We start from the raw sequence: 13,789 nt of genomic DNA, 5'->3' as shown, positions 1-13,789 counted from the left end.
TCGCGCCATTAATTTTGCACCACGGCTACCTTGTACCCTGAGCGCAGGGCCCTTAAAATGGATGTTTGCTACACATCAACGGGAAGCCCAATGCAAGTATCGATCAAGACTCCGGAAGAAATTGAAAAGATGCGCGTAGCCGGTCGCCTGGCCGCTGAGGTTCTCGAAATGATTGGAGAGCACGTTAAGCCTGGCGTTTCTACAGAAGAACTCAACCAGATCTGCCACGATTACATTGTAAACGAGCGGGATGCGATTCCTGCTCCGCTGAACTACAAAGGCTTTCCAAAGTCAGTGTGCATTTCAGTCAACCATGTTATCTGCCACGGCATACCTTCAGAGAAAAAGATCCTGAAGGACGGCGACATCGTGAATATCGACGTTACCGTTATCAAAAATGAATACCACGGCGACACCAGCAAAATGTGGATTGTCGGCAAGGCAAAACCAGGTACTGAGCGCCTGATCAACATCACTCAGGAATGCCTCTATAAAGGTATTGAGCTGGTAAAACCCGGCGCACGGTTGGGTGACATTGGCCATGTAATCCAGCAACACGCCGAAAAGCATCATTATTCTGTGGTGCGGGATTATTGCGGCCACGGCATCGGCAAGGTGTTCCATGAAGAGCCACAGGTTATGCACTACGGCGAGGCTGGCACTGGCTTGGAACTAAAAGAAGGCATGATCTTCACCATTGAGCCCATGATTAACCAAGGCAAGTACCACACCAAATTGTTGCCAGATCAGTGGACAGTGGTTACCAAAGACCACAAGCTTTCGGCGCAGTGGGAGCACACCATCCTGGTGACTGCCGACGGCCATGAAGTGTTGACCAAGCGACTGGAGGAGTCCTTCTAAGTGGAGCACCCAGAACTGGAAGCCAGAATCAGCCGGGAAACATCCCCTGTTGTGGCTGCCAGGGAGCTACTAAAGCAGCGCTATAACGCAGATGCAGAAGCCTTTCGACAAGGCGCAGATGTGCGGGCTCTGGTTCACTCCAGAGCCCAAACGATTGACACCGTACTGAGGCTGATCTGGGATCGCTACCCTTTCTCCAGCTCACCCGATATCGCCCTGATCGCCGTTGGCGGCTACGGTCGCGGTGAGCTGCACCCCCACTCAGATATCGACCTGTTAATTCTTACGCGCAACGGCACAGAACCCAATTGGCAAGAAGATCTTGGCGCCTTCATTACCCTGCTATGGGATCTCAAGCTCGACATTGGCCATAGCGTTCGCAGCATTGATGAAAGTAAGGCCGCAGCACGGGGCGATGTAGCCACGCTAACCAACCTGCTGGAAACCCGCACAATTGCCGGCCCTGACGAGCTGCGCAAAGAGCTTAGCGAGCAAGCCTACTCTGACAACATCATCACTGATCGCGACTACTTTATAGCCAAGCGCAAGGAACAGCAGCGGCGCCACAAAAAATACAGCGATACTGAATACAACCTGGAGCCCAACGTAAAAAGCTCTCCAGGCGCCCTGCGGGATATACAAACCATCGGCTGGATTACCAAGCGGCACTTCGGCTTGCAGAGTATTGCCGATCTAACCCGCTTTAGCATACTGACAGAAGAGGAACATCAGGTTCTGGTTCAGGGCGAAACCCTTCTGTGGCAATTGCGCTACGGGCTGCAGCTGATAGCAGACCGCAACGAAAACCGGTTGCTGTTTGACCATCAGCGAGCCCTCGCACAGATGCTGGGCTACAAGGACGAAGGCAAACGGCTGGACGTCGAGCTGATGATGCAATCCTATTATCGTGCTGTGCTGGCGCTGGCAGAGCTCGCTGACGTTATTCTCCAGTTTTACGATGAGGCGATACTCGGTACAGGTACCGAAGACAACATTCAGCCCATCAACAAGCGCTTCCAGATTCGTAACAGCTATATAGAGGCGGTAAACAATCAGGTATTTGCCTACTCGCCCTACGCGATCATGGAGATTTTTGTGCTGATGGCCCAGCACCCGGAAATAAAGGGCATACGCGCCACCACCATTCGGTCTTTGCGAGCCCACAGGCACCTGATTGATGACGCCTTTCGGGCTGATCTGGCTGTGACATCCCTGTTCATGGAATTGCTGCGAACACCCCATGCGCTGGATGAAACCCTCTCCGCCATGAAAAAATACAACGTGCTGGGACGCTACCTTCCAGAATTCGGCCAGATTATTGGCCAAATGCAGCACGACCTTTTCCATATTTACACCGTTGATGCTCATACCATGCGAGTTATCCGCAACATGGTAAGACTGACCGGTGAGGAAGCGCGCGACGACTACCCGTTGGCGGCGCGGCTGATTCACGGGCTCCCCAAGCGGGAAGTTCTTTATATTGCCGGCCTATACCACGACGTTGCCAAAGGTCGGGGCGGAGATCACTCAGAGCTTGGCGCGGTGGATGCCGAAGCCTTTTGCCAGCGCCATCACCTTGGTGAACGTGATACCCAGCTTGCATCCTGGTTGGTAGAAAACCACTTGCTGATGTCCATGACTGCCCAGCGCAAAGATATTTCCGACCCGGATATTATCCAGTTGTTTGCCAGGGCAGTGCCCAGCCAGGCCCACCTCGATTACCTCTATATCCTCACGGTGTGCGACATCAGCGCTACCAACCCCAAGCTCTGGAACACTTGGCGGGCCTCCCTCCTGCGCCAGCTGTACATAGAAGCCAAAAGGGCCTTGAGGCGCGGTACTGAGATTCCAGTGGATCGGCAGGAGTGGGTGCGTGCAACCCAGTCTGAGGCTCGTGAAATTCTTCATGCCCAGAACATTACCGACGAGCAGATCGATGCCATCTGGGATACGGTGGATGAAGACTATTTTCTGCAGGACTCCACCGTTGATATCGCTTGGCAAACCGAGGCCATCATCAACCATGGCGACACACCCGGGCCGCTGGTGCTCATCCGGGATACCCATGGCGGCCCTACTGACGGTTACTCCCAAATCACAATGTATATGAACGATCGGGCCACTCTGTTTGCGGCAACAACAGCGGTACTGGAACAGCTTAATCTCAACATTGTGGATGCCCGCATCAGCTCGAATGACGGCCCCTATACAATCAGCTCCTATGTCGTTCTGGATGAAAAAGGCCAGCCACTAGGGGTGGATCCGGCACGTAAAGAACGAGTGCGTAAGCGCCTGATCGAAGAGCTGGACGACCCGGAAGACTACCCAGACATTATTCACCGCCGTACACCGCGGCAACTCAGGCATTTCGCATTCCCCACTGAGGTGTTATTTTCCAACGACACCATCAATGAACGCACGGTCATTGAAGTGATCACCCCTGACCGCCCCGGCCTTCTGGCCAGGATTGGCAGGTGCTACTAGATCACCGCATACGCCTGAGCAATGCCAAAATCGCCACCCTGGGCGAGCGAGTAGAAGACGTGTTCTTTGTGACTGACGAACAGGGCGCACCTATAAGCGACCCGTCTGTCTGCCGCGCCCTACAGCAAGACCTATGCAAAATGCTGGACGACATTCAATGAACCCAAACCTGGACAAGCTTCACCCCTACCCTTTTGAAAAACTGGCAAAGTTAAAAGCCGGCATATCTGTGCCGGCCCATCTGCTTCCCATCTCCCTGGGCATCGGTGAACCCAAGCACCCTTCCCCTGGTTTTGTGAAGCAAGTGATTGCCAACAACCTCGACAGGCTAGCTAATTACCCCACAACTAAAGGCACTGCTGAACTGCGAGAGGCCATCAGTCAGTGGGCCACACGACGATTTCAGCTACAAGCCGGGTCGTTAAGCCCAGACCGAAACATTGTTCCGGTGAACGGCACGCGGGAGGCTATATTCTCGCTGGTGCAAGCCGTAGTTGATTCGAGCAAACAGGCCACGGTTGTAAGCCCCAACCCCTTTTACCAAGTATACGAAGGGGCGGCATTTTTGGCAGGTGCCACGCCGGTTTACCTGCCTTGCGACGCATCCAACGGGTTTATTCCGGATTTTGACGCAGTACCTGAGTCCGTATGGCGAGATTGCCAAGTGCTGTTTCTGTGCTCCCCCGGTAATCCCAGCGGCGCTGTTATGCCACGAACGACCCTGACGAAGGTTATTGAACTGGCCGACAGGCACGATTTTATTGTGGCCTCGGATGAGTGCTATTCTGAGCTCTATCCAAATGAAAACAGCCCGCCCGAAGGCTTGCTGCAGACCTGCGCCGCCATAGGCCGGCACGACTTTGCACGTTGCGTGGTTTTTCACAGCCTCTCTAAGCGCAGTAACCTTCCGGGCCTGAGATCCGGCTTTGTCGCGGGCGATGCAAGCATATTAGAAGGCTACTTGAGCTACCGTACTTATCATGGCTGCGCTATGCCGGTTCATAACCAGCTCGCCAGCGTTGCCGCCTGGCAGGATGAAGATCATGTGCGGGAAAACCGGGCAGCTTATCGCGTTAAATTTGAAGCCGTAGTGCCCATTTTGCGTGAAGTCATGGACGTGGATTTTCCCGATGCGGGATTTTACCTCTGGCCGGCCACGCCAATGGATGACGAAACCTTTGCAAAAGAGCTATCGGCTCAGCAGAACGTTCATGTTCTGCCGGGCCGTTACTTGTCCCGCACGGTGGATGGCCATAACCCGGGAGAAAATCGGGTTCGCATGGCATTGGTTGCACCACTGGAAGAGTGTGTGGAAGCGGCAAAGCGCATCGTTGAATTTGTAAAGGCAAACTGAGTAATGAAGCTATACGGCATCAGGAATTGTGACACCGTTAAAAAAGCCCGAAAATGGCTTGATGAACAAGACATTTCCTACGAGTTTCACGACTTTAAAAAAGACGGCATCGACGAGGCTCGCTTAACCCAGTGGGAAAAAGCTGTGAGCTGGGAAGCGCTGCTGAACCGGCGCGGCACTACCTGGCGTAATCTTGGCGACGATGTTCGTGATAGCATCAACGGCCAATCGGCCCATGACATCATGCTGAAAAACACCTCCATTATTAAACGGCCTGTGGCCGAGCATGAAGGCTCGGTTTACGTCGGCTTTAATGCCGATGATTGGGCAACACTCTTCAAATAAACAGGAACTATCACTACATGAGCTTTGCATTCGGTATAGGTATTGGCACTCAAAATAATCAGGGCGAATGGCTGGAGGTGTTTTATCAGCAGCCAATCATGACACCCGAAAAAGAACTGATCGATGTGGTAGAAACTGCTCTCGACTATAACGGCGGCAACCAGGCTATCCATGCCACCGCAGAACAACTGACACGGCTTGCCAGCGCCCTACGGCAAACCAACGCAACTGACCAGGCATCCCTCGCGGAAAAGGCAGCCAACAGCAAACGCCCGGTTGTGGTTACGGTTCTGGAAACAGACGATACTGCCTCCAGCACCCCCGAGGTTTACCTCAAGCTCCACCTTATCTCCCATCGCCAAGCCAAGCCCCATGGCCTCAAACTCGATGGTATATTCGGCCTACTACCGAACCTGGCCTGGACTAACGAAGGCGCCATTGACCTGAACGAACTGCCGGAGCGCCAGCTCAAGGCTCGCCTGGAAGGTCGTACACTGGAAATTAAATCCGTAGACAAGTTCCCCCAGATGACGGATTACGTAGTACCCAAAGGTGTGCGTATTGCAGACACAGCCCGCGTACGTCTCGGTGCTTATGTCGGCGAAGGAACCACCGTAATGCACGAAGGTTTTATCAACTTCAATGCCGGCACCGAAGGCACCAGCATGATTGAAGGCCGCATTTCCGCAGGCGTTATGGTAGGCAAAGGATCTGACCTTGGTGGCGGCTGCTCCACCATGGGCACCTTGTCTGGTGGCGGGAACATGGTGATAGCCGTAGGTGAGAACTGCCTCATCGGCGCCAATGCAGGCATTGGTATTCCTTTGGGTGACCGCTGCAAGGTTGAAGCCGGCCTCTACATCACCGCAGGCACCAAGGTGGCCCTTCTGGACGACAACAACACTCTGGTAGAAATCATCAAAGCCCGCGACCTGTCCAACAAGCCAGATCTGCTCTTCCGCCGCAACAGCCAAACCGGCGCCGTGGAATGCAAAACTAACCAATCCGCCATCGAGCTGAACGAAGAGCTGCATGCAAACAACTAATTCACCAACACTCGAACTGGCCATAGACCTGATCAGCAGACCATCCATCACTCCGGATGACTTCGGCTGCCAGGAACTGATGATGTCCCGGCTGGCTCCCTTGGGTTTTGCCGGCGAGCAGATGCGCTTTGGTGATACCGACAACCTCTGGGCCCGCAAGGGTTCAGACGGACCAGTGTTGGCGTTTGCAGGCCATACGGATGTGGTGCCCACAGGGCCGGAGAAAAACTGGGCGAACCCGCCATTTGATCCTGTGATCAGAGATGGGTACCTGCATGGCCGTGGCGCAGCCGATATGAAGGGCAGCCTAGCGGCTTTCATCACCGCCTGTGAGCGCTTTGTAAGCGCCCACCCGGATCATCGCGGCTCCATTGCCCTGCTGATTACAAGCGATGAAGAAGGCCCTGCCCAGAACGGCACGGTGAAAGTAATTGAAGCCCTGGAAGCACGCTCTGAAAAGATGGACTGGTGCCTGATAGGTGAACCTTCCAGCACGGAAGAGGTCGGTGATGTAATCAAAAACGGCCGTCGCGGCTCGTTGCATGGTTACCTGACAGTACAAGGGATTCAAGGGCATGTGGCCTACCCGCATCTGGCAGAGAACGCCATTCACACCGTTGCACCCGCTCTGCATGCACTGGCTAACGAGTTTTGGGATAACGGTAACGACCACTTCCCGCCTACAACCTTTCAGATCACGAAAGTGGAAGCCGGAACTGGCAGTAATATTATTCCCGGCGAGTGTCTGGTGCATTTTAACTTTCGTTACTGCACCGAGAACACAGCAGAAAGCCTTGAAGAACGGGTGGTGGCGATTCTTGATCGGCACAACCTCAAATACGATCTGCAGTGGCATCTTAGCGGCCGCCCCTTCCTTACCGATACGGGCGCACTGGTGTCTGCCAGCCAAAGCGCCATCCGCAACGTAACCGGGCGCGAAACCGAACTTTCCACCTCAGGCGGTACGTCTGACGGGCGCTTTATCGCCCCTACCGGGGCACAGGTTGTAGAACTGGGCCCGATCAATGCCACGATTCACAAGGTAAACGAGTGCGTGAAGGCTGAAGACCTAAATACGCTGTCCAGCATCTACGAGCAAATCCTGGTGGAGTTGCTGGCCTGACAGGCCTGTTCAGAAACGGATTAGCATGAAGAGCCGGAGCCACTGCTTCGGCTCTTTAGTTCAGGGTGTCAATAATGCGGAGGAGGCGTTTCGTCCTCTTCAGACTTCATATTGGAAGGTGCGACTTCTTTCAGCTGGTTGTGCAGTAACCGCTTTGCGTTCCAAAGTTCGCGGATATCCATCTCCTGTTTCGCCACCTGTTCGCTCAGGGTGTTAATGATGTCGTCTTGGAAGGCAAGCCGTGTTTCCAGCTCGTCCATTCTGGCTTGCAGATCGTTGTGGCTCATCGGGTATCGGAACTCCCTCGCATAAATCGTTCGCGTGGATAGGTGAAGCTTGGTCAGCCGTCGGGATAATCTGTTATCATGCCGTTTTTGCCCGCCCAGCTTCCGTTTTACCGGAAACCAGGCGGTATTCACTGGCCGTGATAAGTAATTTTACCCGATATCCGGCTTTTTATCGTCAGCGTTAATAAGAAATGGAGAATTATCAGTCAATGCGTAATCCAGCCAAAGCGATCCTTGTTGCTCTCCTGATCGCTATTCCAGCACCATTGGTACTTGCCCTGCTGCTTTCATTTACCCCCGATCCGCTTCGTCTGATTGCCATAGGCGAATTTGTAGAAGCGCTGGGCAGCACTCGTGGCATCACCGCTTATATCATCACCTTCGTAGTGTTCGGCATTGCCGGTTTTCTGGCCGTCGCCATTGCAGCCAAGCAGCCTGCAAGCACCACATCCACATCTTCGCGCAGTAGCTCGCAGCCAAGGAGTCAGGGTTCTAACCAGAACTATATCGAGGACGATGCTGACTACGACGACGACAGCCCTGAAGGCGACGAAGAAGGCTCTGTAAAATGGTTCAACGTTAAAAAAGGATTCGGCTTTATTGTTCGCGACAGTGGCGACGAAGTGTTTGTTCACTTCCGTGCGATTCGTGGAAGTGGCCGCCGGGTTCTGCGCCAAGGCCAGCTGGTTCGTTTCAGCGTGGTTGAAGCGGATAAAGGCCTGCAAGCAGATAACGTTTCTATTCTAAGCGACTGAAGCGTGGCTTGATGTAAAAAAGGCAGCCCATTATGACTTAGGGGCTGCCTTTTTTCGTTCTGTACGGCTCAATTCAAGAACGTTCAGTTCCAAACGACGAGTTGCTCACCCCGGCTATCCAGCCGCCACCACTTCTCATCCTCTACCGCCTCGCCCTCTTTCCACTCTCCAGGGCTGCAGCGCACTTCCGTACCCATGGCTTGCCACACGCTACGTGCGCAGTCCAGATCACTGCTCCAGGGTAGGGACTCACCTTCGATAATCAGTGAGGTAAACCGCTTACCAAACGCCTGCGGGTACAGTGTTATTTTCAAGCGATCGCCACCGTAAAAAGCGGACCCCTTGGTAACGGATGACACATCCCTGTCATCGAGCACCAACTGCTCAACATGGCTTTCCAGCCAGCGGCATACTGCACCTGCTTCCAAGTCACGAATGTAGATTTCCAGGTCCTGCACTCGCAGATTCTCCATGCTGATGATCACAATGTCGCACATAGTGAACCGGCCCGGGCCGCGCTGCAACCCAGCGTTCCAGTTCTTGCCGCAAGTCCTCAAGCGTTAACTGATGCAACGTCCCCGCAGCTTTGCGTTCGTACCAAGCCACCTCAGCCGCAGTGCGCAACAATTGTATTTCATTGAGGGACTGCTCGATCTCACTCAACGGTTCCTGCCGCGCCATGGCAACCAAGCTTTGGCGCCGGAGCGTATCCGTCTGCCCGGTAAGCGCCACTGAACTTGCTGGCCCGCGCCGGGCAAAAAGTTCAAGCCGCGCCGCAGCACGCTCTATCCACTGCAACATGCCGCCGGGCGTACTGACACAACGGCTAAGCCGAGAGGCAGAAAACTCAATGGCACAGCGTGGTATGTGAATGTTCCATCGGCGCTCAATGGCGGCTTGATGCGCCACCAGAATGGCTTTTCTCTGCATCTTACTCGAACGTGGAATGTCACAGACCTCCAAAGCTCGCCCAAGCTGTTGCTCCAGAACACGCTGACCATTTTCGCTGCCGGCAGAGTCCGGACCAAGAAGAAGCACAGGCCCCTGCCACCGAAGAACCAGTTCCGCGGCGAGGCCGGATGGGCGTTCCATTAACATCAACAGGTCCGCTGGAGTTACGTTGTCTAACACAAGCACTGGCCAGAGCTTTTGGGCAGTCGCGGGAATAACGGAAAGCTCGCTGGCCATAAGCTCAGCCTCTCGACGCAGATCCATCTCAACGTAAGGCTGCGCCAGCGATGACAACAGCGAGCGCAGCCAAGCCGACTTGCCTGCGCCACGCTCGCCCCTCACCCACACCAGCGCGCCAGGTGTTGCTGAAAGACTGATGGCGACATCCTCTGCCAGCTCGATCCATTCCGGATCGGTGATCACCACCGGCGCCGCGCCATATTCTTCAATACCTGGTTCCTCAAAGCGCTCTTCGCCACCCTCCAAACCCTTCAGCTTTGGCCACCGTGAAACCAGCTCAAGAACGGCAACATATGCCTTTTCCTGCAAACGCTCTGCGTGCCTGGCGAGCACTTCCAGCAATTGCGGCCAATCGAGCCAGGCAGGCGTACCAAAGGTTTCTCGTGCGGTTGCCAGCCAATAGATTAACTGGGACGAGAGCAGGCCTTCACCACCCACTTCCGTAACAATGGGCTGCTCACACTGAACGGTACGGATCAACTCATCCATATCCACGCCAGAGCTTCGCAGAAAGCGGTTTGCAGAGGGGCTGGAGTCCAGCAGGGCAAGCAGAAAATCTTCGACCGTAATTACCGTACCGCCACGATGATCAACATCTTCGCGGGCATTCAACAACGCGGTCTGACATTGGGGGGCCAGGCATCCTTGCCAGTCTTCCATGAAACATCTCCCTGTTTTATCGCATCATCCTGATGCTTTAGACGTTATATAAATAACCTTTCTTTAATACCCTGGGATTCTATGAGTGTTTCTGCACATCTGCAATTCCTGAGGGCACGCGGCCCTTACCAAGTACCGGTATTCTCCATACTGGCCCAAGGTTCTGCGGGTGCCAACGGCTCACCATTCTGCAGCAACTCTATGGAGATATTGTCTGGCGTACGAATAAACGCCATGCGCCCATCTCTCGGCGGTCGATTGATGGTTATGCCGCTTGCCTTCAACAACCCACACAGGGCGTAGATATCATCCACCCCGTAAGCCAGATGGCCAAAGTTGCGGCCGCCCGGGTACTCTTCCGGATCCCAGTTATAGGTTAACTCCAGCATGGGAGCCCTGCTTTCACGAGCCAAGGCTTCATCTTGCGGCGCTGCCAGAAACACCAGCGTAAACCGGCCTTTGTCGCTGCTTTTACGATCCACTTCAATCATGCCCAGCAGGTCGCAGAAAAAATGCAGAGTTTGCTCAAGGTTGCTTACGCGGATCATCGTATGTAGGTATCGCATACTTTCTCCCTATATTTCCATTTGTGTCGTGCGGTGAGCCTTCGCGCTTCGGTCAGTGTATCGCGAAACTCCTGCACCTTTATTAACGGACAGTTTACGGTATTCTGGGTAGATGGATGCAAACCTAACCCCCGAGCCGATCAACTCTTACCAAACACCCGCGATACGACACCTCGCCTGGCTGTGCCAAGCACCGCAACTGATGCGTTCGCCGATCACTTTTGACCCCACTCAGTACCTGCCCTCAAACTACTCCGAGATACTTAAAGATTGGGATCAAAAACCTGAAGCTGCCCCGCCGTTGTTGAGCGATCCACCGCAGCGCAAGCTCGGTTTCTATTTTGAGCGGCTGTATCAGGTTTTGCTGGAAGACTTGCTGGGCTGGCCCATTCTGCTAAAAAACCAGCAGATCAAATCCGCCCGGCGTACGATCGGAGAACTGGATTTTGTGGTGCACAATCGCACAGACGATCGCATTGAACACCACGAAATTGCCATCAAGTTTTATCTTGGTGTACCGGAATCAAACGGCCCCACCCTCTGGTATGGCCCCAATGCCAGTGACCGGCTGGATTTAAAAACATCCCGCCTATTGGAGCAACAGAGCCGCCGGACACAACTTCCCGAAACCATCGAGTTACTCCTTGAATCCGACATAACCGGCCCACTGACGCCGCGAATTTTCATGCCTGGGTACTTGTTCTACCCTGATAACCCACAAGCGCGAACGCCAGATTATGTTCCCGACAGACACCTGCGTGGGCGCTGGATGTACATTCTCGATGCAAAAACACTGGATACATCCCATTGGGCTGTACTCAACAAGCCGCACTGGATAGGAACCTGGCTTCAAAGTGAGCCACCGGATGCTGAGCACACTCTGGACGCCCTGGAGCGGGTGGAAAACAAAGCCGCGCCTCAGCTATTTGCTGTGATGCGGGAGGATCGCCAAACTGGAAACTGGCTGGAAACCGATCGAGTATTTGTGGTGCCTGAAGCCTGGCCTTTAAGGCCATAGCAGGGCTTCACGCTGAAAAGCTTCAGCCATCTAGCAAATCTTTAGCCCATTGGGGCAACGTTTCGCTATAGCGCTGCCATTCGCCGTTTTCCCAAGCAGCAACGCGAACAAACGGCTGATCCAGGCTGGTGTTATCAACAAGATGCAGTTCATCCACTAACCCCACGCACTCGCGCAGGTTCGCGTATGCTCTCGGAATCCTGCTCTCTACCTTTTTATTCGGCACACCGTGGCCACCGGACTGGACACGGGTGGTTACACGTGCCTTGTTGAGATCCGCAGTTTCCAGATGAAAATAGAACATCCGGATACGAAAACCAGCGGCTTTAGCGGCGCCCACAAAATCCACTTTCGAGGGATGAGAAAAAACCGTTTCAAAACAGAAGCTCTGGCGCTCCTTCAAAAGACGAAACCGCTCTTTCTCAGCAATCAAAGCCGCCTCATAACTGTGCTTTTCAGCAAAATCAGGCCACAGACTTCGCGCAATGTTATCTGCATTGACTAAAGGGATATTGCGCCGGGCAAGAAAACGCTCATAAAACGTAGATTTTCCTGCACCATTACCACCAACGAGCAGCCAAAGCTCAGGCTGCATCGTCACGCTCACTCAGGGCTTCAAACCGCCCATTGCGGAATTGACCAATCTCGCGCTTACCATCGGGGTATATCGCTTCCAGATAACCCGGCTTATCTGCGGCAGCCTGATAAACCGTGCGACCCCGGGCAATAGAGCGGCTCAATTCACCGCTATCGCGGGCCTGGCCCACCTCTGCCCACAAATCATCACTGGTGATCGCATCAGGAACCACCGGCTCTACCTTCACGCGCCGGATGCCTTGAAGAATCGCAATCAGATCTTCCGCACTCACGTCTCCAGAAACTGCACGGCCGATCTCTGCCCAATACTCAATCTGTTTGGGCGTAGAGCGCCGGTGTACCTGCCCTTCGGCAGTCGCGTGACGAACCAGGTTGTCATCGAGACGAATGGCTGTAGTCATGGGGCCTCCAGTGGCTTGCCTTTCAATATGCACATTTTACCACGATTGTTGCGTTTTGCAACAATCGTTACACACTGATCGAGCGCCCTGTGTTTCAATTATGCCGTCATCGTTCCTTCGGCCTCAGCTTCCTCGCTTACGAGCGCAAAAATTTCCAAGGTGGACTTTCCGGGGTGCGCTTTTTGCAGCTCCAGTACGCGCCTGCTTTGGCGCTTCAGTTCGTCACTGGGCTTTGCCCACTGATTTTCCCGAAGTGTTCTGACCATTCGGACATTGCCCTGGGTAGCGTCTTTCGGCTCATGCGTTTGATGTTTTTGACCTCCCACTCCACCAGTCGGTTCGGGATCGTCCAGAAGGTCACAAAATGGTAAAGATACCAGCCGACCAGATAGAACATTCCCCGCTTGCCTTCACGATATTCGTCATGAAGGCGTTTGCGAGCGTTGCGGAAAACATGAACACCTTCCCACGGCGGATCGTCCGGGCCCTGAAGCTCCAATGGATCCTGAATTTCTTTCAAGGTGTGAACTTCATATTCCATGTAGGCCCGAATCGCTTCCCAGCTGCTGATGGCCAACGGCAGGCCCGGAGTTTCAAACTCCAGGGTGTATTTCTCGCCGGTTTCCGGGTGATAGAAACCAATCCCGAGACCGTACTGGCGTTGTACGCCATATTCAGTAGCGCCTTGGGCTTCTGTAACCCAGGCCACCAGTTCTTCCCAGGGGACGAAGATCGGTTCCTTTTGGCCTTCTGGCACAAAACACACTTCGCGGCGTTGACGGTTGAAGCGGGTTGGGGCCACTTTTTTTAACTTACCGTAAGCCAGCCAACGAGGAAGAGATAGCATGAAGAAACCAAAAAGCCCCGCCCAAACAGCGATCCAGAAAGCGTAATCAAACACTGCCTTCCCCCCCCACAAGAGCATCTTCCCAGCCATTGCCAAAGGCAAACCCTCCAAGAAAAACAACAAAGGGAAAAAAAAAGCAAAAAGCAAAAAGCAAAAAAAAAGGTATGCCGAGTGTGGCTTGCCAGCCAAATACCGAAGTCACCCCCATCCCAAAATCCAGATACCCTGCAAACCATCACCGAAAACCTGGGTAC

14 protein-coding genes and 1 pseudogene are annotated in these 13,789 nt (G+C 53.8%); 8 read left to right on the top strand and 7 right to left on the bottom strand.

Annotated features, from left to right (window positions below):
- Positions 1-30 precede the first annotated feature (30 nt).
- From map to dapE, 6 genes and pseudogenes are all read left to right on the top strand, one after another.
- Positions 31-861 carry a type I methionyl aminopeptidase gene (map, locus tag BCA33_RS05400; RefSeq protein WP_302848215.1) on the top strand — a complete coding sequence of 277 codons (831 nt, stop codon included), beginning with the start codon at positions 31-33 and terminating at the stop codon, positions 859-861.
- Positions 862-3,506 (top strand): annotated as a pseudogene (locus BCA33_RS05395) ([protein-PII] uridylyltransferase).
- Positions 3,503-4,699: a succinyldiaminopimelate transaminase gene (gene dapC / locus BCA33_RS05390; protein ID WP_071264026.1), complete on the top strand. Its 1,197-nt coding sequence runs from the start codon at positions 3,503-3,505 to the stop codon at positions 4,697-4,699. The pseudogene BCA33_RS05395 and the gene dapC overlap by 4 nt, the downstream one beginning before the upstream one ends.
- A 3-nt stretch (positions 4,700-4,702) precedes the next feature.
- Positions 4,703-5,044 carry an ArsC family reductase gene (locus BCA33_RS05385; protein WP_071264023.1) on the top strand — a complete coding sequence of 114 codons (342 nt, stop codon included), beginning with the start codon at positions 4,703-4,705 and terminating at the stop codon, positions 5,042-5,044.
- 17 nt (positions 5,045-5,061) lie between these two features.
- Positions 5,062-6,090, top strand: a complete 1,029-nt coding sequence (gene dapD, locus BCA33_RS05380; RefSeq protein ID WP_071264021.1) for a 2,3,4,5-tetrahydropyridine-2,6-dicarboxylate N-succinyltransferase — start codon at positions 5,062-5,064, stop codon at positions 6,088-6,090.
- Positions 6,077-7,213, top strand: a complete 1,137-nt coding sequence (dapE, locus tag BCA33_RS05375) for a succinyl-diaminopimelate desuccinylase (RefSeq protein ID WP_071264019.1) — start codon at positions 6,077-6,079, stop codon at positions 7,211-7,213. The genes dapD and dapE overlap by 14 nt, the downstream gene beginning before the upstream one ends.
- Positions 7,214-7,281: 68 nt before the next feature.
- On the opposite strand, the gene BCA33_RS05370 is transcribed toward dapE, so the two are convergent.
- Positions 7,282-7,500 carry a SlyX family protein gene (locus BCA33_RS05370; RefSeq protein WP_071264017.1) on the bottom strand — a complete coding sequence of 73 codons (219 nt, stop codon included), beginning with the start codon at positions 7,498-7,500 and terminating at the stop codon, positions 7,282-7,284.
- 209 nt (positions 7,501-7,709) lie between these two features.
- Between BCA33_RS05370 and BCA33_RS22535 the strand changes: the two genes are divergently transcribed.
- On the top strand, positions 7,710-8,255 hold the full coding sequence (locus tag BCA33_RS22535) for a cold-shock protein (RefSeq protein WP_071264015.1): 546 nt from the start codon (positions 7,710-7,712) through the stop codon (positions 8,253-8,255).
- A gap of 83 nt (positions 8,256-8,338) precedes the next feature.
- On the opposite strand, the gene BCA33_RS05360 is transcribed toward BCA33_RS22535, so the two are convergent.
- The 3 genes from BCA33_RS05360 to BCA33_RS05350 form a co-directional block, all read right to left on the bottom strand.
- Complete coding sequence (locus BCA33_RS05360) at positions 8,339-8,713, bottom strand: hypothetical protein (RefSeq protein ID WP_071264013.1); 375 nt, start codon at positions 8,711-8,713, stop codon at positions 8,339-8,341.
- A complete protein-coding gene (locus tag BCA33_RS05355) occupies positions 8,685-10,106 on the bottom strand; it encodes a hypothetical protein (protein WP_071264011.1) in 1,422 nt (473 codons plus the stop codon). Before BCA33_RS05355 ends, BCA33_RS05360 begins: the two co-directional genes overlap by 29 nt.
- A 125-nt stretch (positions 10,107-10,231) precedes the next feature.
- Entirely contained in the window at positions 10,232-10,672 is a 441-nt protein-coding gene (locus tag BCA33_RS05350) for a VOC family protein (RefSeq protein WP_071264009.1), read from the bottom strand.
- 112 nt (positions 10,673-10,784) lie between these two features.
- Here BCA33_RS05350 and BCA33_RS05345 point away from each other — a divergent pair, with 112 nt between their 5' ends.
- Entirely contained in the window at positions 10,785-11,690 is a 906-nt protein-coding gene (locus BCA33_RS05345; protein WP_071264007.1) for a DUF1853 family protein, read from the top strand.
- A 22-nt stretch (positions 11,691-11,712) separates the two neighbouring features.
- Here the strand turns inward: BCA33_RS05345 and BCA33_RS05340 are convergent, their stop codons facing one another.
- The 3 genes from BCA33_RS05340 to BCA33_RS21410 form a co-directional block, all read right to left on the bottom strand.
- Positions 11,713-12,285 (bottom strand): AAA family ATPase, encoded by a 573-nt coding sequence (locus BCA33_RS05340; RefSeq protein WP_071264005.1) that lies wholly within the window; start codon positions 12,283-12,285, stop codon positions 11,713-11,715.
- Positions 12,275-12,688 (bottom strand): hypothetical protein, encoded by a 414-nt coding sequence (locus BCA33_RS05335; protein ID WP_071264003.1) that lies wholly within the window; start codon positions 12,686-12,688, stop codon positions 12,275-12,277. Before BCA33_RS05335 ends, BCA33_RS05340 begins: the two co-directional genes overlap by 11 nt.
- Before the next feature lie 214 nt (positions 12,689-12,902).
- Positions 12,903-13,589 (bottom strand): hypothetical protein, encoded by a 687-nt coding sequence (locus tag BCA33_RS21410; RefSeq protein WP_071264001.1) that lies wholly within the window; start codon positions 13,587-13,589, stop codon positions 12,903-12,905.
- Between the last annotated feature and the right edge of the window lie 200 nt (positions 13,590-13,789).

Origin of the sequence: Marinobacter sp. AC-23 (assembly GCF_001858325.1) — a bacterium.
Taxonomy (GTDB): domain Bacteria; phylum Pseudomonadota; class Gammaproteobacteria; order Pseudomonadales; family Oleiphilaceae; genus Marinobacter.
The sequence above is the reverse complement of the archived record's forward strand: the minus strand, read 5'-3'. Positions and strand labels throughout refer to the sequence as shown.

Coding starts and splice junctions, on each gene's coding strand:
- dapC (WP_071264026.1), top strand. CDS start 3,503: ATGAACCCAAACCTGGACAAGCTTCACCCCTACCCTTTTGAAAAACTG.
- BCA33_RS05385 (WP_071264023.1), top strand. CDS start 4,703: ATGAAGCTATACGGCATCAGGAATTGTGACACCGTTAAAAAAGCCCGA.
- dapD (WP_071264021.1), top strand. CDS start 5,062: ATGAGCTTTGCATTCGGTATAGGTATTGGCACTCAAAATAATCAGGGC.
- dapE (WP_071264019.1), top strand. CDS start 6,077: ATGCAAACAACTAATTCACCAACACTCGAACTGGCCATAGACCTGATC.
- BCA33_RS05370 (WP_071264017.1), bottom strand. CDS start 7,500: ATGAGCCACAACGATCTGCAAGCCAGAATGGACGAGCTGGAAACACGG.
- BCA33_RS22535 (WP_071264015.1), top strand. CDS start 7,710: ATGCGTAATCCAGCCAAAGCGATCCTTGTTGCTCTCCTGATCGCTATT.
- BCA33_RS05355 (WP_071264011.1), bottom strand. CDS start 10,106: ATGGAAGACTGGCAAGGATGCCTGGCCCCCCAATGTCAGACCGCGTTG.
- BCA33_RS05350 (WP_071264009.1), bottom strand. CDS start 10,672: ATGCGATACCTACATACGATGATCCGCGTAAGCAACCTTGAGCAAACT.
- BCA33_RS05345 (WP_071264007.1), top strand. CDS start 10,785: ATGGATGCAAACCTAACCCCCGAGCCGATCAACTCTTACCAAACACCC.
- BCA33_RS05340 (WP_071264005.1), bottom strand. CDS start 12,285: ATGCAGCCTGAGCTTTGGCTGCTCGTTGGTGGTAATGGTGCAGGAAAA.
- BCA33_RS05335 (WP_071264003.1), bottom strand. CDS start 12,688: ATGACTACAGCCATTCGTCTCGATGACAACCTGGTTCGTCACGCGACT.